Source organism: Streptomyces sp. ITFR-16 (genome assembly GCF_031844705.1).
In the GTDB taxonomy this organism is placed as follows: domain Bacteria; phylum Actinomycetota; class Actinomycetes; order Streptomycetales; family Streptomycetaceae; genus Streptomyces.
The window spans coordinates 3,443,378-3,466,648 of record NZ_CP134609.1; the positions used below are offsets into that span (position 1 = coordinate 3,443,378).

At 74.3% G+C, this 23,271-nt stretch carries 16 protein-coding genes and 1 pseudogene; 4 read left to right on the plus strand and 13 right to left on the minus strand.

The window, feature by feature from the left end; genetic code table 11:
- Positions 1-122 precede the first annotated feature (122 nt).
- On the minus strand, positions 123-755 hold the full coding sequence (pdxH, locus tag RLT58_RS15265) for a pyridoxamine 5'-phosphate oxidase (RefSeq protein ID WP_311314527.1): 633 nt from the start codon (positions 753-755) through the stop codon (positions 123-125).
- 216 nt (positions 756-971) lie between these two features.
- On the opposite strand from pdxH, the gene RLT58_RS15270 reads away from it, so the two are divergent.
- Entirely contained in the window at positions 972-2,081 is a 1,110-nt protein-coding gene (locus tag RLT58_RS15270; protein WP_311310924.1) for a citrate synthase 2, read from the plus strand.
- 219 nt (positions 2,082-2,300) lie between these two features.
- Positions 2,301-2,945, plus strand: a complete 645-nt coding sequence (locus RLT58_RS15275; protein WP_311310925.1) for a hypothetical protein — start codon at positions 2,301-2,303, stop codon at positions 2,943-2,945.
- 35 nt (positions 2,946-2,980) lie between these two features.
- Here the strand turns inward: RLT58_RS15275 and RLT58_RS15280 are convergent, their stop codons facing one another.
- From RLT58_RS15280 to RLT58_RS15335, 12 genes are all read right to left on the minus strand, one after another.
- Positions 2,981-3,526: a GNAT family N-acetyltransferase gene (locus RLT58_RS15280; protein ID WP_311310926.1), complete on the minus strand. Its 546-nt coding sequence runs from the start codon at positions 3,524-3,526 to the stop codon at positions 2,981-2,983.
- A gap of 60 nt (positions 3,527-3,586) precedes the next feature.
- Positions 3,587-8,650, minus strand: a complete 5,064-nt coding sequence (locus RLT58_RS15285; protein ID WP_311310927.1) for a hypothetical protein — start codon at positions 8,648-8,650, stop codon at positions 3,587-3,589.
- 84 nt (positions 8,651-8,734) lie between these two features.
- On the minus strand, positions 8,735-9,352 hold the full coding sequence (locus RLT58_RS15290; protein ID WP_311310928.1) for a TetR/AcrR family transcriptional regulator: 618 nt from the start codon (positions 9,350-9,352) through the stop codon (positions 8,735-8,737).
- Positions 9,340-10,074 carry an enoyl-CoA hydratase family protein gene (locus tag RLT58_RS15295; protein ID WP_311310929.1) on the minus strand — a complete coding sequence of 245 codons (735 nt, stop codon included), beginning with the start codon at positions 10,072-10,074 and terminating at the stop codon, positions 9,340-9,342. The genes RLT58_RS15290 and RLT58_RS15295 overlap by 13 nt, the downstream gene beginning before the upstream one ends.
- Positions 10,071-11,660 (minus strand): AMP-binding protein, encoded by a 1,590-nt coding sequence (locus tag RLT58_RS15300; protein ID WP_311310930.1) that lies wholly within the window; start codon positions 11,658-11,660, stop codon positions 10,071-10,073. Before RLT58_RS15300 ends, RLT58_RS15295 begins: the two co-directional genes overlap by 4 nt.
- 140 nt (positions 11,661-11,800) lie before the next feature.
- A complete protein-coding gene (locus RLT58_RS15305) occupies positions 11,801-12,997 on the minus strand; it encodes an acyl-CoA dehydrogenase family protein (RefSeq protein WP_311310931.1) in 1,197 nt (398 codons plus the stop codon).
- On the minus strand, positions 12,994-14,949 hold the full coding sequence (locus tag RLT58_RS15310; protein WP_311310932.1) for an acetyl/propionyl/methylcrotonyl-CoA carboxylase subunit alpha: 1,956 nt from the start codon (positions 14,947-14,949) through the stop codon (positions 12,994-12,996). The genes RLT58_RS15305 and RLT58_RS15310 overlap by 4 nt, the downstream gene beginning before the upstream one ends.
- An 8-nt stretch (positions 14,950-14,957) precedes the next feature.
- Complete coding sequence (locus RLT58_RS15315) at positions 14,958-16,565, minus strand: acyl-CoA carboxylase subunit beta (protein WP_311310933.1); 1,608 nt, start codon at positions 16,563-16,565, stop codon at positions 14,958-14,960.
- Complete coding sequence (locus tag RLT58_RS15320; protein WP_311310934.1) at positions 16,562-18,274, minus strand: acyclic terpene utilization AtuA family protein; 1,713 nt, start codon at positions 18,272-18,274, stop codon at positions 16,562-16,564. Before RLT58_RS15320 ends, RLT58_RS15315 begins: the two co-directional genes overlap by 4 nt.
- Positions 18,271-19,065, minus strand: a complete 795-nt coding sequence (locus RLT58_RS15325) for a TIGR03084 family metal-binding protein (RefSeq protein ID WP_311310935.1) — start codon at positions 19,063-19,065, stop codon at positions 18,271-18,273. Before RLT58_RS15325 ends, RLT58_RS15320 begins: the two co-directional genes overlap by 4 nt.
- A gap of 118 nt (positions 19,066-19,183) precedes the next feature.
- Positions 19,184-19,699 carry a mycothiol transferase gene (locus tag RLT58_RS15330; RefSeq protein ID WP_311310936.1) on the minus strand — a complete coding sequence of 172 codons (516 nt, stop codon included), beginning with the start codon at positions 19,697-19,699 and terminating at the stop codon, positions 19,184-19,186.
- 247 nt (positions 19,700-19,946) lie between these two features.
- On the minus strand, positions 19,947-20,912 hold the full coding sequence (locus RLT58_RS15335; protein WP_311310937.1) for an EamA family transporter: 966 nt from the start codon (positions 20,910-20,912) through the stop codon (positions 19,947-19,949).
- A 182-nt stretch (positions 20,913-21,094) separates the two neighbouring features.
- Between RLT58_RS15335 and RLT58_RS15340 the strand changes: the two genes are divergently transcribed.
- Together RLT58_RS15340 and RLT58_RS15345 are read left to right on the plus strand one after the other, a co-directional pair.
- Entirely contained in the window at positions 21,095-22,012 is a 918-nt protein-coding gene (locus RLT58_RS15340; RefSeq protein WP_311310938.1) for a LysR family transcriptional regulator, read from the plus strand.
- A 113-nt stretch (positions 22,013-22,125) separates the two neighbouring features.
- A pseudogene (locus RLT58_RS15345) lies at positions 22,126-23,264 on the plus strand (serine hydrolase domain-containing protein).
- Positions 23,265-23,271: the final 7 nt, after the last annotated feature.

The window sequence follows — 23,271 nt, forward strand, 5'->3', positions numbered from 1 at the left end:
CTGCCGAAACCCAAGCAGTCACCGACCCGCAGGCTCGCCGGTAAGTCCGGCCGGCTCCTCCGCAAGGAGGGACCAGAGCCTGCGGGTTTCTGCGTGTCCGGGGACGGTGACCGGCCGCCGCGTCACGGGCAGAGCCGTTCGACGCGCCACTTCTCGCCCCCGTTCTCCCTGACGTAGCGCAGCCGGTCGTGGAGCCGGTTCTCGTGGCCCTGCCAGAACTCGATCGTGTCGGGGACCACGCGGAAGCCGCCCCAGTGCGGGGGCGCGGGGACCTTCTCGCCCTCCGGGTAGCGCGCCTCCAGGTCCTCGTAGCGGTGGATCAGCTCCTCGCGGGAGCCGATCACCGCGGACTGGTCGCTGGCCCAGGCGCCCAGCTGGGAGCCGTGCGGGCGGGTCCGGAAGTAGGCGACGGTCTCCTCGCGGGCGACGCGGGAGGCGGTGCCGGTGACGATGACCTGGCGGGCCAGCGGGTGCCAGGGAAAGAGCAGCGAGACATACGGGTTGGCCGTCAGCTCGCGGCCCTTGCGGGAGCCGTAGTTGGTGAAGAAGACGAAGCCGCGCTCGTCGTACATCTTCAGCAGCACCGTGCGGGAGGAGGGGCGGCCCTCGGGGGTGGCCGTGGAGACCACCATGGCGTTCGGCTCGTGGAGCGTGCCGCCTGCGGCGATCTGCCGGAACCAGTGGGCGAACTGCCGCATCGGATCGTCGGCGAGCCCGTCCTCGGTGAAGGCCTCGGACCGGTACTGCTCGCGCATCGCGGCCGGATCGGTGGTGGAATCGAAGGAGGAGTCTGCGGTGGGCACGGGGCCATCCTGCCGCAGCGGCCCACCGCGAAGGAGGTCCGCCCGCCGTTACGCGGTGGAAGGGGAGGCTGTGCCGGATGTCACGCTTCCCGGTCACGTCGGAACCCGCCAGTATCTTGGGTGGGCCCTGGGGCCCGCTCGCAGCCGCCGATCCGAGGGAGCCGCCTGATGTCCGACTTCGTACCCGGACTCGAAGGAGTCGTCGCGTTCGAAACGGAAATCGCCGAACCCGACAAGGAAGGCGGTTCGCTCCGGTACCGGGGTGTCGACATCGAGGATCTCGTCGGCCATGTGTCGTTCGGCCATGTGTGGGGGCTGCTGGTGGACGGGGCGTTCAGCCCGGGTCTGCCGCCGGCCGAGCCGTTCCCGATCCCGGTGCACTCCGGGGACATCCGGGTCGACGTGCAGTCGGCGCTGGCGATGCTCGCGCCGGTGTGGGGGCTGAAGCCGCTGCTGGACATCGACGAGGAGACCGCCCGCAACGACCTGGCGCGGGCCGCCGTCATGGCCCTGTCGTACGTCGCGCAGTCCGCGCGCGGGCAGGGGCGGCCGATGGTCCCGCAGAGCGAGATCGACAAGGCGGGGTCCGTGGTCGAACGGTTCATGATCCGCTGGCGCGGCGAGCCGGACCCCCGGCATGTGAAGGCCGTGGACGCGTACTGGACGTCGGCGGCGGAGCACGGGATGAACGCCTCGACGTTCACCGCCCGGGTCATCGCCTCGACCGGCGCCGACGTGGCCGCCGCACTGTCCGGCGCGGTCGGCGCGATGTCGGGCCCGCTGCACGGCGGCGCACCGTCCCGCGTCCTCGGCATGATCGAGGAGATCGAGCGCACCGGCGACGCCACCGCGTACGTGAAGAAGGCCCTGGACAAGGGCGAGCGGCTGATGGGCTTCGGCCACCGCGTCTACCGGGCCGAGGACCCCCGCGCCCGGGTGCTGCGGCGGACCGCCGAGGAGCTGGGCGCACCGCGCTTCGAGGTGGCGCAGGCGCTGGAGAAGGCCGCGCTGGAGGAACTGCACGCGCGGCGCCCGGACCGGGTGCTGGCGACGAACGTGGAGTTCTGGGCGGCGATCATGCTGGACTTCGCGGAGGTCCCGGCGCACATGTTCACGTCGATGTTCACGTGCGCCCGTACGGCGGGCTGGTCGGCGCACATCCTGGAGCAGAAGCGGACGGGCCGCCTGGTGCGCCCGTCGGCCCGCTACGTGGGCCCCGGGTCGCGCAGTCCCCGGGAGATCGAGGGCTACGACCAGCTGGCGGACCTGGGCAACTGACCCCGCGGTCGCGCCGGGGGCGCGAACGTGCCATGCCTGTCGCACGCCTGTGGCATTCCTGTGGCATTCCCGCCCCACGCTGAGATGCGTCATGGCGCGCCCCGGTGACGGACGGCCGTCGGCGTGCCGCTCCGGCACGGTGACGGCCGCACGGCCGGACGCTCCGTCCAGTCGTACCGGCTGCCGTATCGGTCAGCTCTCACTGCCAGTTAGGTCAAAATGACACACAAGCGACGCATTCTTCTCGCGGCTGCTCTCACCACCATGGGACTCGGGCTCACGGCCTGCAACGACGGCGACGACGCGGCATCGGTGCAGGAGTCGCCGTCGGCCTCCGCCCCGGCCTCGTCCGACCCGGGCAGCGCGAGCCCGTCCGCGAAGCCCAGCGACGACGGCGCCGCTCCGGCCGGGGGCGACGTCGCCGCGCCGGGCACCAAGTTCAAGGTCGGCGAAAGGGCGGTCCTGCCCTTCAAGTACGGGACCGACAAGAAGGGCACCATCGCCGTGACCGTCACGGCGATCGAGAAGGGCGCCGAGGCGGACATGTCCGGATTCGGCGCGAAGGCGAAGGGCATGACGCCCTATTACATCCGGATGAAGGTGGAGAACGTCGGCGGCACCGACCTGGCGTACTCCTCGCTGAGGCTGCGCGGCGAGCTGGAGGGCGGCGGCGCCACGGGCATCATCCTGATAGGCGACCTCCCGGGCAAGTGCGACAGCGAGTCGGCGCCGCGCGACTTCACCAGCAAGGGCGCGTCGTACGAGACGTGTTCGCTGAGCGCGACGAAGACCACGCCCATCGTGGCCGCCTCGTTCAGCGAGGGTGACGAGTACAGCGACAGCCCGGTCCTCTGGACCAGCTGACCGCCCGTCGCCCCGTCCGCGCGCGCCGGGGGAGATCAGGGGCGGTCCAGGCCCCACGTCTGCAAGGCGTAGGCCCGCCCCTTCTCCTCCCCCTCGATCAGCGGTACGTCGAGCAGCGAGAAGCCCGTCCGGACGGCCACGGCCACGCTGGCGGCGTTGTCGGCCTCCAGCTCCAGGATCACCCGGTCCACGCCGAGCTGCTCGAAGGCGTACGCGGCCACCACCCGCACGGCCCGCGCGGCGAGCCCCTGGCCCCGGTGCGCCGGCCCGATCGCGTACCCGATCTCCGTGCCCTCGGGTGCGCGGCGCAGCATCACCTCACCGAGCGGTGTCCCGCCGTCCGCGGTGACGGCGAGCAGGACCGCAGTCCCCTCGGCCCGCAGCCGCCGCGCCCGCTCCAGCCGGTCGCGGGCGGCGGCTTCGTCGAAGGGGGACACGATCGGCGTCCAGTGCGCGATGTCGGGGTGATCGAACAGCCCCGGCATCGCGGCCAGGTCCCCTTCCGCCCAGTCACGCAGGACGAGACCCTCGCCCCTGAGCTCGACGCGCTCGGAGAAGGGTGACGGGGTGCTGCTGCTCATGGTGCGGACCTCCCTGGCCGGTGCGGGACGAGGAAGGATATCGGGGCCCCCGGCCGTGCCTCACGGCCCTGTCGGCGCCGCCGCCGCCGACCGCAGGCCCAGCCGGTCCTGCGGGTCCGCGAGCTGCGCCGGGTGCGCGGCCAGCAGGCGGCCCGCCACCGGGAGGGGCATGCGGATCACCACCGGGCGCGGGAGTGTCAGCTCGCGTTCCGCCACCTGCGCACGGGAGCCGCGTACCCGGTTCGTCACCCGGGCCACCACCCGTACGTCCAGCGTGAACTGCACCAGCACCGAGGCGAACTTCGGCTTGTGGAGCGGCATCGAGCCCGCTCCCTGGGCCGCCGCGCCGCTTGCCGAGCCCGCGCCGCCCGCGTTGGCCATCAGCTGGTTGAGACGGAACTCGTCGGCGTTCAGCACCCCGGCGCCGAAGAGGCCGCGCGCCTGTCTGCTCCGCTCGGCCGCGCTCTGGCCGTCCGTCTGGGTGGGGCGGGGCGCGCCCAGACCGCTCTGGGCCACCGTTTCGAACGTCATCTTGTCCCCGACCCCCAGGATCCGGCCCGCGCGCAGCCGCGCGTGCACCGAGGCCCGCAGATCCTGGCCCGCCGCTCCGCTCGCGTGCACCGGGGGCAGCTCCGCGCCGGCGTGGGTGAGCAGGGGCAGGGCCCCGATCAGCCACTCGGTGGAGACCGCCTCGCCCAGCGTGTACGCGGCCGCCTGCCCCTTCTGCCGGAAGCGGTCGCCGCCGCCCGCCGCGCGCACCGCCGCGTTCACCAGCTCCCGTACGTGCGCCGCCCCCTGGAAGCCGTTCAGCTGCGCCTCCATCGGCAGCGGGACCCCGTCGGCGCGCCAGGTGCCGAGCCCGGCCGTGCCGCCGGCCGGGGCGCCCGGAGCGGGGCGCGGGGCGCGGCGCGGGCCGCTCACCCGGCGCAGGGCCGTGAGGTCGCTCTCCAGGATCCGGTGGACCAGTGACGTACGGCCCGAGCCGGCCATGGCCACCCGGCGGTCCCCCTGGTGGAGTTCGAGGCTCGCCACGATCGGCACCCGTATCCTCGCCGACTTCGCCGTCTTCGCCTCCGCGACCGTCTTCATGCCCAGCTGGCCGCGTGCCGCGCCGCCCCTGCGGCGTCCGGAGCCGGAGGCGATGCCGAGCCCGGCCGCCGCGCCCGCGCTCCTGACCGGGCCCGCCCCGCCGTCCGGTTTGCCGGAGCCCGCCAGAACGCCCTCCACGCCGGTGGTCCCGCCCTCGTCGTGGGAGGTGGCCTGCTGGGCGGCCGCCGAGGTGATGTACTCCATGTCCCGGCCGTCGTCCGCCTCGCCCTCCCGGACGCCGTCGCCGCTGCGGACGATCCTGAACACCGCCCAGTACGGCGTCCTGCGGCCGTCCAGCAGCTCCACCGTGACCCCGCCGTCCATGGCACCCGCCAGCAGTCCGGCCGAGCCGTCGCGGTCCAGGACCCGCAGCAGGCGCTGCACGTTGTCGTTGCGGTCCCGCAGCTGCCGGCGGGGCAGGAGATCGTCGGCCAGGTCCTGCCGGCCGGTGGCCGCGAGGTTGCCGCGCAGCCGGTCAAGCAGGGGGACGAAGTCGGGCAGGTCCTCGATCATGCCGAAGCCCAGCGGCAGGTCGCGGGCGAGCGTCGGCCCCGACCGGGCCGGGGCACCGCCGCCACTGCCACCGGCCGCGGCCCGCCCCGAGCCCTCCGCGCGGACGGCCTGGCCTTCCGCGGCGGGGCCGTCGTCGGGCCGCTTCACCTTCAGCGCTCTGCGCGCCGACTCCGGCAGGTCCACCCCCGCCGCCCTCAGCTGCTCCGCCGTCAGCCACACCGCCGCCGCGCCCGGCAGGGTCCGGGCCGCTCCGGCCACGTACGGGCCGCCGCCCGTGACCTTGACCTCCGCCACCATCGTGACGAGCAGATCGCACCGGACCAGATACAGCGGGGCCTTCTTCGGCGTGTGGGCGTTGCGCTCCACCGTGCCCGACACGGTCGCGGCCTCACTGTCGCCCCTGCTCGTCGAACTGTGGCCCGACAGCCCCTCGCCGACCCGCCACCCGGCGCCGTTCTGCACGCCGCTGACCCCGATCTGCACCGTGCTCGCCGTGCCCTCCCCCTGCTGGCCGCCTGCCTGATGGCCGCCCAGCACGAATGTCTCGGTGCCCGGACCCGCCGCCTCGTGCACCAGCCGGGGAGCGGCCAGCGCCAGCCGGGTGCCCACCGCCCCGTTCAGCGCGGCCAGCCGGCGCGGGTAGCGCAGGTTCTTCACCACCCACCCCGAGGACGAGGCCTGCCGCAGAGCGGCCGCGACCGCCCGCGGGCTGAACCGCTCCTCGACCGCCAGCCGGGGCGCCAGCCCCTCCGCGGCCAGGGCGGGATCCTGTCGGCCCGCCTGTCCGCGCGCGGCGGCACGGGAGAGCAGCGTCAGGGCGAGGTCGCGCACCGGCTGCCCGTCGCCGACGGTCTCCACCAGCTGCCAGTCCCGCACCGGCCGCCCGGCCGCCGGGACCGGGGCGAGCCCGGCCAGGTCGCCGATGCCCGCCGCCGTGACGGCCCGCTCCGGGCCCGGGGCCTGCCCGCCGCCCGCGTCCAGCCGTGCCTTCTCGTCCGTGCCGACGGTGAACTCGGACGGCGTCAGCAGACGTACGTCCTGTTCCTCCAGGTGCAGCCCCGACAGCAGCGTGGCCTCCGGCGCGTCCCGGCCGGGGGCACCCGGGGTCAGGGCGCGGGCCGCCTTGCGCCGGCGCGAGGTCATGGTGACATCCACGTTCAGACGCAGCGCCGCCCCGAACGCGCTCGCCTTCTCCGAACCGTTGGTGAGGACGTCGGTACGGGTGGTGGGGCCGCCCTGGTTGCGCCGGGTGCCGGAGCTCTGGCGCTCGTAGCGGGCCGATCCGGTGAGCACACCCGGTATCAGCCGCGCCTGCGCCAGCACCATGCCCCCGATGGAGCGCGAACTGCTGCGGCCGCTCTGCGCGTTGGCGGCGACCCCGGAGTGCGCGCGGACCAGCCAGTCGTCGATCTCGCCCAGATGGCGGGGCTCGCCCATGACACCGTGCACCCTCAGCTGGACGTCATGGGAGTGCAGCGCGGTCTTGCGGCGCAGCCGGACCCGGATGCCGGTGGACAGCAGCTGGTCCTTGTTCACCCGCAGGTTGGTCTCGGAGAGCGCCGTCATCAGCTCGCGGTAGTTGGTGCGCTGCGCCTCGGCCTCCTCCCGGCCGAGGCCTGCCGGGGGCGGCGTGGTGCCGAAGGCCGGCAGGTACCCGGCCAGCCGGGGATCGGTGGCGAACAGCTCCCGCACGGCCTTCGTCATGGGCGCGGTGTCGAGGCGGCCGAGCGCCACGCTCGCCCCCGGCGCGCCGAAGGGCAGGTGCCGTGCGTCCTCGGCCCCGTCCTCCGCCTCCGCCCCCGTCCCTCGCGGCTCCGGCTTCCTGATGAACTCGCCCGCCGCCGTCCCCGGCGGCAGCGGCAGCCCCGCCTCCCGCGCCTCGTCCGCCCGCAGGCCGATCCAGACCCGCATCTCATGGGTGGCCACCCGCGCCTCGGGGCGCAGGATCATCCGGGCCGAGCGGGGTCCTGTGCCCTCCGCGGTGAACCGCACGGTCCCCAGGTAGAGCACCTTCTCGCCCCGCACCTCCGCACCCTGCCGGCTGGAGACGGTCTGCTCGTTCACGCTGAACCTGGCCTTGCGGGCGGCGGCGACCGGCATCGCCGCGGCCCGCACCACCGCCGCGTTGCCCGCCGCCCCGACCCCGATCGCCGGGCCGATCCCGCCCGCGACGGCCCGCCCCTTGCCCGCCGACTCGGTCGCGGTGTGCTGGGCCTGCTGACGCGTGCGCAGCTGGGTCTTCCCGGTGCCCCAGGCAGGGGTCAGCCCGGTGACGACGGCGCGCATCCGGTAACTGCCCGCGCTGCTGCCGTCCTTGGAGTACAGGTCGTCCCCCGTGACGCCGTCGCCGCCCAGCAGCCGGGGCAGGTCCTCCAGCACGGCCGGAGCGGCCGTCGCCTCGTACAGCCGGGAGCGGCCGGGCGCGCCCGGCGCGGTCAGCGAGGGGTGCAGAACGGAGGCGACCGCGTCGAACAGCCCACCGCCGCCCCGGTGCGGTCCGGCCGGGTCGAAGACGGCGACGGGGGCCAGCGAGTCGGCCAGCGAGACCCGCCGCGCGAGGGCGGCGTCCACCGGCTGCGGCGGGGCCGGTGCCTCGGTCCCCGCCGGGATCAGGTGCTCGGTGGGCACCCGCTGGGTGAGCCGCCCCGAGCCCCGGAAGACCTGCGCGTCCCCGCCCGCCTGGGGCCGGACCCGTACGACGTACACCACCCGGCGGTCCACCTCAACCGAGCCCTTGTCGCTGCGCAGCACCCGTGGTTCGGCCACCCCGCGCTGGGAGCGGGAGTCCCGGGAGGACTGCCAGGGCTGCACGCTGCCCGTCACCGCCGCCCCCAGCCACAGCCCGGGTACGACCGGGGCCAGCCCGAAGGCCGTACCGCCCGCTCCCGTGCCCGACGCGTTGCCGGCCGTACTGCTCGCGGTGGCACCGCTGTTGTGCTGGACGTCGACCTTGGTCTCCTTGCCCTCCGCCTCGTCCAGCGCGGCGAGCGGCGCCCCGCCCGGGTCCGGCGGGGCGCTCGTGAGACCGGCGGCCGGGTGGAACGTGGGCGGCAGGTCGTCGGGCGCGGGCGCGATGCTCACGGTGACGTCGAACCCGTCACCGCCCTGCGCGCCCTCCACCGCGAACGCCCGGCCCCGGCCGAAGAACGACTCGGGGCGCCCGGCGAGTTCGGCGGAGATCGCGGCCACCGTGCCGCCGCCGTGCCCCACGACGGCCGCGACCGCGCTGCCCACGAACTCCTGCCCGGTCAGCCCGTACGCCGTGGAGAGCCCGCCCGCCTCCAGGTCCCTCAGATACGGCGGCAGTACGAGCCCCTGCTCGGCCCGCTCGTCGATGGCGGGGGGCCGGACCACGGGCTGCTTCCCGCGCCGCAGCGCACGCGTGGTGGCCTCGTTGCCCAGGGCCTGCTGCATGCCCCGCAGGGAGCGGGGGCCGCCGTCGCGGGCCGGCGCGCCCGCCCGCGCGCTCGCGCTCGCACCGGAGCTCCTGCCGTCGCCCTCTGACCACTGCCGCCTGCGCACAGCGTCAACGTAGCCAGCGGTTCCGCGCCCCACGGCCGATCGGGCGGCCGTGCGGCTGTTCGACGCCGACTCCTCATCCGCGCGTCAACTCCCGTACGCCGGAAGGTCCGGACCCAGCCCTTCCTCCACCAGCGCCGCCCACTGCCGCACCACCCGCGCGCGCCGGGCCGTGTCGTCCGTCAGGACGTTGGCGAGGCCCAGGCCGCGGGCCATGTCCAGGAGGCCCTGGACCGTCTCGCGGACGCCGGGGCGGGTCTCGTCGGCATGCAGGAGGCTGACCGCGATGCGGTGGGTCTCGCGGCCGACGCGGGCCTCCAGTTCGGTGACGCGGGGGCGGAGCTGCTCCTCGTTGGAGGCGGCGACCCAGAGCTGGAGGGCGGCGCGGAAGAGGGGGCCGGTGTAGAGGTCGACCAGGGCGGCGACGACGGCGGCGCGGTCCTGGCCGGGGACGGCGCGCAGGGCGGCGGAGCGCTCCTCGGCGACATACTCGACGGCGGCGGTGAAGAGGTCCTCGCGGGTGGGGAAGTGGTGCTGGGCGGCGCCGCGCGAGACGCCCGCGCGCTCGGCGACGACGGAGACCGTGGAGCCGGCCCAGCCGTGTTCGGCGAGGCTGGCGACGGCGGCTTCGAGGAGGCGGCGGCGGGTGGCGCGGCTGCGGTCCTGCTTGGGGGACTTGGGGCTGGTGGGGGTCACAGCAGCCATGCGGGATCCCGTCGTTCCAGGAAGGCCGTCATCCCCTCCCTTGCCTCGGCGGAGGCGAAGAGTGCTGCCGAACGGGCGACGAGGTCTTCTGCGTGCTGGTCGAAACTCTCCAGCACAGTAGCCGTGACCAGCTCCTTCGATGCGGCCAGCCCCTGCGGTGAGGCGCGGCGCAGTCCGTCCAGTACCGGTATCAGCGCCTTGTCCACGTCCTCCGTGGCGATGCTCACGAGGCCGATCCTGGCGGCCTCGGGCGCGTCGAAGCGTTCGCCGGTGAGGTAGTAGCGGGCGGCGGCCCGGGGGTCGGTGCGCACCAGGAGCGGGAGGGAGATGACCGCCGGGGCCAGGCCGAGGCGGGATTCGGTGAGGGCGAAGGTGGCGCCGGGGCCTGCGGCCGAGATGTCACAGGCCGCGAGCAGGCCGAGGCCGCCCGCCCGGACGTGGCCGGTGACACGGGCCACGACCGGTTTGGGCAGGGCGATGATCTGCCGCATCAGGGCGACGAACGCGTGCGGGTCGGCCGGTGCGGTCAGGTCGGCGCCCGCGCAGAACGTGTTGCCCGTGTGGGTGAGGACCACGGCCCGTACCGCCTCGTCCGCCGCGCAGGCGGCGAGCGCCTCGGACAGGCCGGTCACCAGCCCCGCGCTCAGCGCGTTGCGGTTCGCCGGGGAGTCGAGCGTGAGGGTGGTGACGCCCCGTTCGTGGGCGGCCGGAGCGAGGCTCATTGCTGCTTCTCCCTTTCGCGCAGTTCACGGCGGAGGATCTTCCCGGAGGCGGCCCGGGGCACGGCGTCGACGAAGGCGACGCCGCGGATCTTCTTGTACGGGGCGACGCGTTCGGCCACCCAGGCCATGACGTCCCCGGCGGTGAGGTCCGGGGCGGCCGGCCGGCGGACCACGTACGCCTTCGGGATCTCGTTGCCGTCGGCGTCGTACACACCGATCACGGCCGCGTCCGCGACGGACTCGTGGCCGAGCAGCAGCGCCTCGAGTTCGGCGGGGGCCACCTGGTAGCCCTTGTACTTGATGAGCTCCTTGACGCGGTCGACGACGAACAGCCAGCCGTCCTCGTCGACGCGGCCGATGTCGCCGGTGTGCACCCAGCCGTCGGCGTCGATCATCTCGGCGGTGGCGTCGGGACGGCCGAGGTAGCCCTTCATGACCTGCGGGCCCCGGATCAGGATCTCGCCGTCGGTGCCGGTGCCGGCGTCCTCGTCCGGGCTGTCGAGGGAGACGATCCGCATCTCGGTGCTGGGCAGCAGGGTGCCGACGGCCCCGGGCGGCGGGTTCTCGGCGGCGAGCGGGACGACATGGGTGCCCGGGGAGAGCTCCGTCATCCCGTACGCCTGGCGGACCGGGGGCAGGCCGAGGCGGCGGGAGCAGGCGGCGGCGAGGTCCGCGTCGAGCGGGGCGGCCGCGCTGACGATGTACTCCAGCGAGGACAGGTCGTAGCGGTCGACGACGGGCTGCTTGGCGAGGGCCAGCACGATGGGCGGAGCCACGTACAGCCCGTTGATGCGGTGCTTCTCGATGGCGGCGAGGAACTGCGCGAGGTCGAAGCGGGGCAGCACGACGACGGTGGCGCCGGTGCGCAGCGGGGCGTTCATCAGGGCGGTGAGGCCGTAGATGTGGAAGAAGGGCAGCACGGCGAGGATGCGGTGGCCGGGGGCCATGGGGACGAAGGGGCGCAGCTGCTCCAGGTTGGTGGCCATGGAGCGGTGGGTGAGCATGACGCCCTTGGGGGTGCCGGTGGTGCCGGAGGAGTACGGGAGCGCGGCGACGTCCTCGGCCGGGTCGAGGGCGACCATGGGTTCGGGGGCGGTCGTGGTGAGCATGTCGAGGACGGAGGTGTGTCCCTCGGCTTGGTCGCAGACGAAGATCTCCTGGATGCCGCCGACGAGTTCGGCGGCGCGGCGCGCGGTGGCCAGGAGCGGGGAGACGGTCACGATCCAGCGGCTGGAGGAGTCGCGCAGCTGCTTGGCGAACTCCTCGGCGGTGGCCAGCGGGTGGACCGTGGTGACGGTGGCGCCGGCCCGGGTGGCGGCGTGGAAGACGGCCGGGTAGGCGATGGTGTTGGGGCTGTGGAGGGCCAGGACGTCGCCCTTGACCAGTCCGGCGGCGGCCAGCCCGGCGGCGATCTTGCGGTGGAAGGCGTCGAGCTGCCGGTAGGTGAGGCGGGCGGCGTCGTTCGTCCCGTCGATCAGAGCGACGGTGTCGCCGAACTCCTCGCTCGCGTGCCCGAGGACCGCGTCGTGGATGGCGGTGTCGAGTGGCTGGACGTCGGGGTAGTCGCTCCGGAACACGTGCGCCATGGCGGGAGAGGTCCCTTCGGTGCGGAATGGCGGGGCGGTGGCGGCAGTGCCGCCGCCGCCCCGTACGTCGCGTGGAACGGTCGCGTGGAACAGCCGGGTGAACCGGTCGCGCGCGGTGTGGAGAGACAGAATGGGCCCTGTCAGTACGACTTGGGGAGACCCAGGGACTGGTGGGATACGTAATTCAGGATCATTTCCCGGCTGACGGGCGCGATCCGGGCCACCCGGGCGGCGGTGATCAGGGACGCGAGGCCGTACTCACGGGTGAGGCCGTTGCCGCCGAGGGTGTGCACGGCCTGGTCGACGGCCTTGACGCAGGCCTCTCCGGCGGCGTACTTCGCCATGTTGGCGGCCTCGCCGGCGCCGATGTCGTCGCCGTCGTCGTAGAGCCGCGCGGCCTTCTGCATCATCAGCCGGGCGAGTTCGAGTTCGATGTGGGCCTGGGCCAGGGGGTGCGCGATGGCCTGGTGGGCGCCGATGGGCTCCTTCCACACCTGGCGGGTCTTCGCGTACTCGACGGCGCGCCCGAGGGCGTACCGCCCCATGCCGATGCCGAAGGCGGCGGTCATGATGCGCTCGGGGTTGAGCCCCGCGAAGAGCTGAAGGAGCCCGGCGTCCTCTCCCCCGTTCTCGGCTCCGCCCGAACGGGAGGGGCCCCCTCCCACCAGCGCGTCGGCGGGCAGCCGCACGTCGTCCAGGACGAGTTCGAACTGCTTCTCCGGCGCCTGGAGTTCCATGTCGATCTGCGACCGCTGGAAGCCGGGCGTCTCGCGCGGGACGATGAACAGGCAGGCCTTGAGCCTGCCGGTCCTGGCGTCCTCGGTGCGCCCGACGACGAGCGTGGCGTCCGCGATGTCGACGCCCGAGACGAAGACCTTGCGGCCGGTGAGCACCCAGTCGTCGCCGTCGCGGCGGGCGGTGGTGGTGATGCGGTGGGAGTTGGACCCGGCGTCGGGCTCGGTGATGCCGAAGGCCATGGTGAGGCTGCCGTCGGCGAGCCCGGGCAGCCACTGCCGCTTCTGCGCGTCCGTGCCGAAGCGGGCTATGACCGTGCCGCAGATGGCCGGCGAGACGACCATCATCAGCAGCGGCGAGCCGGCCGCGCCCAGCTCCTCCAGGACGATGGAGAGTTCCGCCATGCCGCTGCCCCCGCCGCCGTACTCCTCGGGGAGGTTCACGCCGAGGTAGCCGAGCTTGGCGGCCTCGGCCCACAGCTCGCGGGGGTGGGAGCCGTCGCGGACGACGGAGGTCATGTAGTCGCGCCCGTACCGCTTCCCGAGGGCGGCGACGGCGGCGCGCAGGGCCTGGTGCTCTTCTGTCTCGAGGACGGTGCTCATGCGGGCTGCTCCTCAACAAGGCCGGTGGATGGTTCCGTGACGACGGCGAGCAGGGCACCGACCTCCACCTGGAGGCCGGGTGCGGCGTGCAGGGCGGTGAGGGTGCCGGCGGCGGGGGCGAGGATGCGGTGCTCCATCTTCATCGCCTCCAGCCAGATCAGCGGCTGCCCGGCCTCGACGGCGCTCCCGGCCGCGAGCCCTTCCGCGAGGCGGACGACGGTGCCGGGCATGGGGGCGAGCAGGGAGCCGCGGTCGGTGCGTGCGGCGGGGTCGGTGAAGCGGGGCAGGGCGGTGAAGGTGAACCCGCCGGACGCGGTGTCCACGTACACCCGGTCGCCCTCGACGTGGACGTCGAAGTGCCGGGTCACGCCGTCGGTGTCGAGGGTGACGCGGTCGGGCCGGGCGGCGAGGACGCGGGTGCCGTCGGTGGGCACGAGGCCGTCGCGGGTGGTGCGGTAGGTGATGTCGTACTCACGGCCGTCGGGCTCACCCCGGTAGCGCCGGAGCCCGGGCTGCGAGGGGAGGTTGCGCCAGCCGCCGAAGCGGGCGACGGTGCCGGTGCCGGCGGACCGGGAGGCCTCGGCGAGGGCGGCGGCCGTGGCGGCGTGCCGGACGGAAGCCTCGTCGGCCGGCTCGGTCAGGGCCTCCAGATGGCGGTCGTAGAAGCCCGTGTCCGGGCGGGCCGCCAGGAAGTCCGGATGGCGCAGGGAGCGGACGAGCAGCTCCCGGTTGGTGACCGGGCCGTGGATGCGGGCGCGCTCCAGGGCGCGGGCGAGAAGCCGCACGGCCAGGTCGCGGGAGGGGGCGTGGGCGATGACCTTGGCGAGCATCGGGTCGTAGTGCACGCCGATGGTGTCGCCGCCGGTGTATCCGGTGTCCAGGCGCAGCCCGGGTTCGTCGGGCACGTCGAGTGCGAGCAGTGCTCCGGTCTGCGGCTGCCAGTCACGGGCCGGGTCCTCGGCGTAGAGCCGGACCTCGACGGCGTGCCCGCGGGGCTGCGGGGGTTCGGCGGAGGGCAGCGGCTCGCCCTCCGCGACCCGCAGTTGCAGCGCGACGAGGTCCAGTCCGAACACCGCCTCGGTGACGGGGTGTTCGACCTGGAGCCGGGTGTTCATCTCCAGGAAGTAGGGCCGCCCGTCGGCCGCGACGAGGAATTCGACGGTGCCCGCGCCCCGGTAGCCGACGGCCCGTGCGGCGGCCGTGGCCGCGTCGCGCAGCCGCTCGCGCAGCGCCTCGTCGAGGCCGGGCGCGGGCGCCTCCTCGATGACCTTCTGGTGGCGGCGCTGGAGCGAGCAGTCGCGGGTGCCGAGCGCCCAGATCCCGTCGTACCCGTCGGCCATGATCTGGACCTCGACGTGCCGGCCGCGCTCCACGTACGGCTCGGCGAAGACCTCGCCGTCCCCGAAGGCGGACAGCGCCTCGGCAGCCGCAGCGGTCAGCTCGCCGGGCAGATCGCCCAGTTCCCGTACGACCCGCATCCCGCGCCCGCCACCCCCGGCCGCCGCCTTCAGCAGCAGCGGCAGGTCCTCGGCGGTGACGGCCGCCGGGTCCACGGGGGCGAGCAGCGGCACCCCTGCGGCGGCCATGAGTTCCTTGGCGCGGGTCTTGGACGCCATCAGCTCGATGGCCTTGACCGGCGGCCCGACCCACACGAGCCCGGCGTCCCGCACGGCGGCGGCGAAGCCTGCGTTCTCGGAGAGGAAGCCGTATCCGGGGTGGACGGCGTCGGCGCCCGCCGCGCGGGCCGCCGCCACGACGAGGTCGCCGCGCAGATAGGTGTCGGCGGGGGCCGCGCCCGGCAGCCGTACGGCGGTGTCGGCCTCCCGCACGTGCAGGGCACCGGCGTCCGCGTCGGAGTACACGGCGACGGTGGCGATGCCGAGGGCCCGGCAGGTGCGGAAGATCCGGCAGGCGATCTCGCCCCGGTTGGCCACGAGCAGAGTGCTGATCATGCGTACCCTCACATCCGGAAGACGCCGAAGCCGCCGCGGGCGCCCTCGACCGGTGCGGTGTGGATGGCGGACAGGCACATCCCGAGGACGGTCCTGGTGTCGCGGGGATCGATGACCCCGTCGTCGTACAGCCGCCCGGACAGGAACATCGGCAGCGACTCGGACTCGATCTGCTGCTCGACCATGGCGCGCAGTCCTGCGTCCGCCTCGTCGTCGTACGGCCGCCCCTTCGCGGCGGCCGAGGCGCGGGCCACGATCGACAGGACCCCGGCCAGCTGCTGCGGGCCCATGACGGCGGACTTGCTGCTGGGCCAGGCGAACAGGAAGCGCGGGTCGTAGGCTCGGCCGCACATCCCGTAGTGCCCGGCGCCGTACGAGGCGCCCATGAGGACCGACAGATGGGGGACCCGGGAGTTGGAGACGGCGTTGATCATCATCGCGCCGTGCTTGATGATGCCGCCCTGTTCGTACTCCTTGCCGACCATGTAGCCGGTGGTGTTGTGCAGGAAGAGCAGCGGGATGTCGCGCTGGTTGGCGAGCTGGATGAACTGCGCGGCCTTCTGCGACTCCTCGCTGAACAGCACGCCCTGCGCGTTGGCGAGGATGCCGACGGGGTAGCCGTGCAGCCGCGCCCAGCCGGTGACCAGGCTCGTCCCGTACAGCGGCTTGAACGCGTCGAAGTCGGAGCCGTCGACCAGCCGGGCGATGACCTCGCGCGGGTCGAAGGGCACCTTCAGGTCCCCGGGCACGATGCCGAGCAGCTCGTCCCCGTCGTACTTCGGCGGTTCGGCGGGGCCCGGATCGGGGTGCGCCTTGCGCCAGTTGAGCCGGGCGACGATCCGCCGGGCCTGGCGCAGGGCGTCCCGCTCGTCCACGGCGAAGTGGTCGGCGAGACCGGAGGTGCGGGCGTGCATCTCGGCGCCGCCGAGCGACTCGTCGTCGCTCTCCTCGCCGGTGGCCATCTTGACCAGGGGCGGCCCGCCGAGGAAGACCTTGGAGCGCTCCTTGATCATCACGGTGTGGTCGGACATCCCGGGGACGTACGCCCCGCCGGCGGTGGAGTTGCCGAAGACGACGGCTACGGTCGGGATGCCGGCGGCCGAGAGGCGGGTGAGGTCGCGGAAGAGCGCCCCGCCGGGGATGAAGATCTCCTTCTGCGAGGGCAGATCGGCCCCGCCGGACTCCACCAGGCTGATGCAGGGCAGCCGGTTGGCGAAGGCGATCTCGTTGGCCCGCAGCGCCTTCTTCAGCGTCCAGGGGTTGGAGGCGCCGCCGCGTACGGTCGGGTCGTTGGCGGTGATCAGGCACTCCACGCCCTCCACCACCCCGATGCCGGTGACGAGCGAGGCGCCGACGGTGTACCCGGGGGCCTCACTGCCCCAGGCGGCCAGCGGCGACAGCTCCAGGAACGGGGTGTCCGGGTCCACCAGCAGCTCGATCCGCTCGCGGGCCGGCATCTTGCCGCGCCCCCGGTGCCGCTCGACGTACTTCTCGCCGCCGCCCGCCAGCGCCCCGGCGTGCGCCTCGTCGAGCGCGGCGAGCTTGTCGAGCATGGCGGCGCGGTGGGCGGTGTAGTCGGGGCTCGCGGTGTCGAGCGCGGTGGGCAGGACGGTCATACGGGCACCTCCGGTGCGTCGGCGCTGTCCAGCAGGGCCACGGGTATCTCCAGGTGGCGGGCGCGCAGCCACTCACCCACCGCCTTGGCCTGCGGGTCGAAGCGGTGCTGGGCGGCGACCCCTTCGCCGAGCAGCCCGGTGACGGTGAAGTTCAGGGCGCGCAGGTTCGGCAGGACATGGCGTACGACGGTGAGCGCGGCGGTCTCCGGGAGGAGTTCCTGGAAGCGCTCGACGGTCAGCTCATGGGCCAGCCACCGCCAGGCCGCGTCGTCACGCACCCACACCCCGACGTTGGCGTCCCCGCCCTTGTCGCCGCTGCGGGCGCCCGCGACCAGCCCGAGCGGAGCGCTGCGGGTGGGTCCCGGAGGCAACGGCTCGGGCAGCGGGGGCTGTTCGACGTCCGTGAGCTCCCGCGTCCGGGCCGGCGGCGGCTGCGTCGCGCGCCGCCCGTCGGGCAGCACGGCCACGTGCGTCACGTCCCCGGCCGGTACGTACCGGGCCTCGAACACCCCGTAGGGCGCGCCCTTTCCGGGCGGGGCGGTGACATGGAAGCCGGGATAGCTGCCGAGGGCCAGCTCGATCGCGGCGCCGGAGAGCGCGCGCCCGACCGCATCCGGCTCCGGGTCGCGGACGACGAGCCGGAGCAGGGCGCTCGCGGTCTCCTCGGTCGCCGCGTCGGCCCGGTCGGTGCGGGCCAGCTCCCACCGCACGTCCTGCGGCCGCCGTCCGGCGCGGGCGAACGCGTCCGCGATCTGGTCGCGCACCAGTTGGGCCTTGGCCTCGATGCCGAGTCCGGTGAGCACGAAGACGACCTCGTTGCGCCAGCCGCCGAGCCGGGTGAGCCCGGCCTTGAGGGTGGGCGGCGGGGCCTCGCCCCGCACCCCGGAGATCCGGACCCGGTCGGGCCCGTCGGCGGACAGCCGTACGGTGTCGAGCCGGGCGGTGACGTCGGGTCCCGCGTACCGGGCGCCGCCGGTCTCGTACAGCAGTTGGGCGGTGACGGTGCCGAGATCGACGACGCCGCCGGTGCCGTCGTGCTTGGTGATGACCGAGGTGCCGTCGGCGTGGATCTCGGCGACGGGGAAGCCGGGGCGGCGCAGGTCGTGGCCGCCGAAGAAGGCGTAGTTCCCGCCGGTGGCCTGCGTGCCGCACTCCAGGACGTGCCCCGCGACGACCGCTCCGGCCAGCGCGTCCAGGTCGTCGGGTCCCCAGCCGAAGTGGGCGGCGGCGGGGCCGGTGACGAGGGCCGCGTCGGTGACCCGGCCCGTGACGACGACATCGGCGCCCTCCCGCAGGCAGGCGGCGATCCCGGCGCCCCCGAGGTAGGCGTTGGCGGTGAGGCAGCCGTCGGGCACGGGGAGGCTGTCGCCCTCGACATGGGCGACGCGCACCGGCACGCCGACCCTGCCGGCCAGTTCCCTGACCGCGTCGGCCAGTCCGGCCGGGTTGAGCCCGCCCGCGTTGGCGACGATCCGCACCCCGCGCTCCCGGGCGAGGCCGAGGCCCTCCTCCAACTGGCGCAGGAAGGTGGTGGCATAGCCGCGCGACGGGTCCTTGAGGCGGCTGCGGCCGAGGATGAGCATGGTCAGTTCGGCGAGGTAGTCGCCGGTGAGGACGTCGAGGGGGCCGCCGGTGAGCATCTCGCGCACGGCGTCGAAGCGGTCGCCGTAGAACCCGGAGGCGTTGCCGATCCTGAGCGGCGCGGTCATCGGTCCGCCTTCGGGGGCCGCCCCGGCCCGGCGGGTCCGGCGAAGGCCTGCGCGATGCCCAGCCAGGTGTCGGCGTCGGCTCCCTCGGCCCGGACCGCGAGGTCGTCGCGGTGGGCGCGCTGGGTGACGAGCAGGCAGAAGTCGTGCAGCGGCCCGGTGACGCGCTGGGCGGCGCCCTCGGGGCCGTACGCGATCAACTCGCCGTCCGGGGCGGTCAGTTCCACCCGGAACTCCTCGCCGGGGGCCGGGATGCCCCGGACGAGGAAGGCGTAGTCGCGGGCCCGGACCCCGATCCGCGCGACGTGCCGCAGCCGGGCGGTGGGGGTGCGGGTGACCCCGAGGGCGTCGGCGATGTCCTGGCCGTGCGCCCAGGTCTCCATGAGCCGCCCGGTCGCCATGGAGGCGATGCTCATCGGCGGGCCGTACCAGGGGAACCTGGTGCCGGCGGGGGCCGCCCGCAGGGCGTCCTGGAGGCGGGCGCGGCCCTCGCGCCAGCGGACGAGCAGGGCGTCCGGCGGATACGCGGCGACGACCTCGTCGGCGGCCCGGTCGACGAAGCCCTCGGGGTCCTTCATCGCCCGCGCGACCTCGTCGCCGAAGCGGTCCGGCTCGGTGACGGAGATCAGGGCGACCTCGTCGGTCCAGCTCAGATGGGCGATCTGGTGGGCGACGGTCCAGCCCGCGGCGGGGGTCGGTCCCGCCCACTGCCCGGCGCTCGATCCGGCGACGAGCAGGTCGAGTTCCTCGCTCTCGCTGCGCAGGTCGTCGAGTACGGCTGAGGCATCGGACACGGTGCGCTCCCCTCGGGGCGTGGCGGTGTGTCCGGGAGCCTGCCAGCGGAGCGGAAAACAATCAAGCATGCTTGCATGATTTTTGCCGCCGCATGCCGCACGCGCGGGCCCGCGGGGTCTACTGCCCCTCGGCCGCCGCCTTCATCTTCGCCGTGGTGCTGGCGCCGTCCAGCGCCTCGCGGATGATGTCGGCGTGGCCGCTGTGGTGGGCGATCTCCCGGAAGATGTGCCACAGCACGTGGCGGACGGTCCACACGACCGGCTCCGGGGGCGACCAGGGGTACACCGGCAGCGTGACCTCGCGGTCGAGGTCGGCCTCCTCGCGCACCGTACGGTCGAAGTCGGCCGCCGCCGCGCGGAAGGCCTCCAGCAGTCCGGACACGGTCTCGGCCCCGGTCATGCGGTTGCCGTCGGGGTCGAGGTCCTCCCAGCCGATCGCGGCCGGGGCGGTGCCGTCGACGACGGCGAGCCAGCCGCGCTGGACGAGCCCGAGGTGCTTCAGGAGTCCGCCGAGCGTCAGCTCGCTGACCGTGGTGCGGGCACGGGCCCCGGTGTCGTCGAGCCCCTCGACGGTGAAGAGGAAGTTGGTGCGCTGATCGGTCACGAGCGCGAGCAGATCGTCGCGTTCCGGCATGGCGGCCTCCCTGGTCTCGCGACCAGCCCAGGGCCTGTCTTCAAACTCCCCTCGTCGCCCGGAGGGCGGCCGCGCGGCGCATGGTGCGTGCTCTCGGTGTGCCGGCCGCGATCCCTCGTACTGGACGTACTAGGGATCTCGGCCGGTGCAGCGAGAGTGCGTGCCAGGCGTCGCGCGGCAGAGGGGAGTCTGAAGACAGGCCCTGGGGGCGCGCAGCGGAACGGTCCCGTCCGGCGCACCCCGTGCCTCACCGCTTCCGGGCGCCCCGCACCTGGCTGCGTACCGCGCCCATGCTCGCCCCGATGACCAGCGCGATGGCGAGGGCGTCCGTCGTGGAGAGCGCCTGGTCGAGGATGAGGAACCCGGCCATGGCGGCGATGGCGGGTTCCAGGCTCATCAGGATCGCGAAGGTGGGCGCGGGCAGCCGGCGCAGCGCCATGAGTTCGAGGGTGTACGGGAGGACGGAGCTGAGCAGCGCCACGGCGGCGCCGAGCCCGAGGGTGGTCGGGACCAGGAGCTCGGAGCCCGCCTCCATGAGGCCGAGCGGCAGCGAGAGGAGGGCCGCCACCACCATGGCGAGGGCCAGCCCGTCGGCCTGCGGGAAGCGCCGGCCGGTGCGGGCACTGAAGACGATGTACGCCGCCCACATGGCGCCCGCGCCCAGGGCGTAGGCGGCGCCGGCCGGGTCGAGCCGGTCGAAGCCGCCGCCGCTCAGCAGGATGACGCCGCCGAGTGCGAGGGCCGCCCAGACGACGTTGACCAGGCGGCGCGAGGCGATCACCGAGAGGGCGAGCGGGCCCAGCACCTCCAGGGTGACGGCGGCGCCGAGCGGGATGCGGTCGGCGGCCTGGTAGAAGAGCGTGTTCATGGCGCCCATCGCGACGCCGAAGGCCAGCACGGTGCCCCAGTCGGCGCGCGAGTGGCCGCGCAGTGCGGGGCGGCAGACGACGAGCAGGACGAGGGCGGCGGCGGCCAGACGCAGCGTGACGACGCCGAGCGCGCCGGCCCTGGGCATCAGCAGGACGGCGATGGCCGCGCCGAACTGGACGGAGAGCCCGCCGGCGACGACCAGCGCGACCGGGACGAGCGCCGCCCTGCGTGCGCCGGCCGGGCCGCGTCGGCCGCCCGGGTCGCCGAGCGCCGGGGCCGCGACCGCCTCCGGCACGGCGACGGCGGCTGCGGCCGGTTCTGCGGCGGTGCTCTGGTCGTTCACCCGGGGCCTGTCCTTCTGAGTTCCTGCTGAGCGGCTGCTGAATTCCTGGAGAGTGGCAGTGCAACACAATGCACTGCCACTGCGAAGATACTGCACTCACCTTCCGCAGCACATCTCTTTACCGTAGGGACCCGCGCGCGGCGCGTGAAATGCCGATTGGGCTCCCGTTATGCTTCCCGCGCATGAGCGCCGGACAGGATGCGGGACAGGCGGGGGAACGGGGCAGGGGTACGGGCCGGATCGAGGTCCGCCATCTGCGCGCCTTCCTCGCCGTGGCGGACGAGTCGAGCGTCACCCGGGCCGCCGCCCGCCTCCGGCTCACCCAGCCCGCCGTCTCCCGGACCCTGGCCGCGCTGGAACAGCACCTCGGCCTGCGGCTCGTCGACCGCTCCACCCACCACCTCGCCCTCACCGCCGAGGGCGTCGCCTTCCGCGACAAGGCCGCCGCCGCGGTCGCCGCGTTCGACGAGGCGCTCGGCTCCGGCGGGCCCGGCCGGTGGCCGCTGCGGCTGGGGCACGCCTGGTCCGCGTTCGGCCGGTACACCACGCCGTTGCTGCGGACCTGGCAGGAGCGGTATCCGGGGACCCCGCTGGAACTGCTGCGGATCGACGACCGCACCGCCGGGCTGACCCGGGGCGAGGTCGACGCGGCCGTGCTGCGCGGCCCGGTCGAGGTGCCCGGCCTGGTGACCGAGGTGCTGTACGAGGAGGAGCGGGTCGCGGCCGTGGCGGCGGACAGCCCGCTCGCCGCGCGCGCGGAACTCCGGCTCGCCGATCTCGCCACCGGCAGCGTGGTCCTGAACACCGTCTCCGGCACCACCACGCCCGGTCTCTGGCCGCCGTCCGCCCGGCCCGCCGCCACCCTGACCGTGGCCAACACCGACGACTGGCTGACCGCCATCGCGGCGGGCCGGGGCGCGGGCGTCTCGACCGCGTCCACCGCCGCCATGCACCCGCACGCCGGGGTCGTCTACCGCCCGCTCACCGACGCCCCGGCCGTCCCCGTACTCCTCGCCCGCCGCGACGCGCCCGGCCATCCGGCGCTCGCGGACCTGGCCGCGCTGGCCCGCGAGATCGTCGCGCGAGAGGCCGGGGACTGAAGTCCGGACCGAGGTCGGGACGGGGGTCGGGACCGAGGGAATTTCCCGATGCGGAGGCGCAGTTGGGGTCCAGTGGGCAAGGACGTACACCGCACACACCACCTGGGGGAACCATGCCGGACGACATCACCGTGCACGGAACCGTGGCCGCCGGATACGAGGGAGTACGGGAGGAGTTCGCCGCCGTACTGGCCGATGAGCCCAATGAACCGGGCGCGCAGCTGGCAGTCCACCGCGACGGCCGGCAGGTCGTCGATCTCTGGGCCGGTGAGGGGGTCGACGGCGACTCGCTGCCCGCCGTCTTCTCCTCCACCAAGGGCGCGGCCCACCTCGTCGTCGCCCTCTGGTGCAGGACGGCACCCTCGATCTGGACCGCACGGTCGCCTCGTACTGGCCGGAGTTCGCCGCCGAGGGCAAGGACCGGCTGACCCTGCGGGAGCTGCTGGGCCACCGTGCCGGACTGATCGGCATCGAGGGCGGCTTCACCCCCGAGGAACTGGCCGACGACCGGGGGATCGCCGCCCGCCTGGCGGAGCGGGCGCCGTTCTGGGAGCCGGGCACGGCCTACGGCTACCACGCGCTGACGATCGGCGCGCTGACCGGTGAAGTGGTGCGGCGGGCCACCGGGCGCTCGATCCAGGAGCTGTTCGAGGAGCGCGTCCGCGCCCCGTACGGCCTGGACCTCTATCTCGGCCAGCCGGCGGAGCTGGAGCCGCGCTACCTCCCGATCCGGCCCATGAACCCGACGCCCGAGCAGGCGGCGGAGCTGGCCGCGCGCCCGAAGGACCCGACGAGCCCGCCGGCCATCGCCTTCAACGCCCCGGTCGACACGATCGCCTGGATCAACGAACCGTCCGTACGGGCCGCCGGCCAGGCGTCGGCGGGAGGGGTCGGCTCGGCGCGCGCACTGGCCGGGATGTACGCGGCCACCTTCTCGGACTTCGCGGGCCGGCCGGCGCTCCTGAAGCCGGAGATCCGGGCCGAGTTCGCCCGCCCCGGCCTGACGGGCACGGACCGGGTGACCCTGGAGACCGACCACTTCGGCCTCGGCTTCGAGCGCCCGCAGATGGCCTACCCGTCCCTCGGCGAGGACGCGTACGGCCACTGCGGCGCTGCGGGCTCACAGGCGTTCGCGGACCCGGCGAGCGGGATCGCGTACGGCTACACCCGCCGCCGCTTCGCCTTCCCCGGCGGCGCGGCCCCGGAGAACACCCGCCTGGTGGCAGCCGTCCTGAAGGCCGCCCGCGCCTGAGCACGGC

Coding starts and splice junctions, on each gene's coding strand:
- RLT58_RS15290 (WP_311310928.1), bottom strand. CDS start 9,352: ATGGCTGCTGTGACCCCCACCAGCCCCAAGTCCCCCAAGCAGGACCGC.
- RLT58_RS15295 (WP_311310929.1), bottom strand. CDS start 10,074: ATGAGCCTCGCTCCGGCCGCCCACGAACGGGGCGTCACCACCCTCACG.
- RLT58_RS15310 (WP_311310932.1), bottom strand. CDS start 14,949: ATGATCAGCACTCTGCTCGTGGCCAACCGGGGCGAGATCGCCTGCCGG.
- RLT58_RS15275 (WP_311310925.1), top strand. CDS start 2,301: ATGACACACAAGCGACGCATTCTTCTCGCGGCTGCTCTCACCACCATG.
- RLT58_RS15270 (WP_311310924.1), top strand. CDS start 972: ATGTCCGACTTCGTACCCGGACTCGAAGGAGTCGTCGCGTTCGAAACG.
- RLT58_RS15315 (WP_311310933.1), bottom strand. CDS start 16,565: ATGACCGTCCTGCCCACCGCGCTCGACACCGCGAGCCCCGACTACACC.
- RLT58_RS15305 (WP_311310931.1), bottom strand. CDS start 12,997: ATGAGCACCGTCCTCGAGACAGAAGAGCACCAGGCCCTGCGCGCCGCC.
- RLT58_RS15330 (WP_311310936.1), bottom strand. CDS start 19,699: ATGCCGGAACGCGACGATCTGCTCGCGCTCGTGACCGATCAGCGCACC.
- RLT58_RS15340 (WP_311310938.1), top strand. CDS start 21,095: ATGAGCGCCGGACAGGATGCGGGACAGGCGGGGGAACGGGGCAGGGGT.
- RLT58_RS15320 (WP_311310934.1), bottom strand. CDS start 18,274: ATGACCGCGCCGCTCAGGATCGGCAACGCCTCCGGGTTCTACGGCGAC.
- pdxH (WP_311314527.1), bottom strand. CDS start 755: ATGCGCGAGCAGTACCGGTCCGAGGCCTTCACCGAGGACGGGCTCGCC.
- RLT58_RS15280 (WP_311310926.1), bottom strand. CDS start 3,526: ATGAGCAGCAGCACCCCGTCACCCTTCTCCGAGCGCGTCGAGCTCAGG.
- RLT58_RS15300 (WP_311310930.1), bottom strand. CDS start 11,660: ATGGCGCACGTGTTCCGGAGCGACTACCCCGACGTCCAGCCACTCGAC.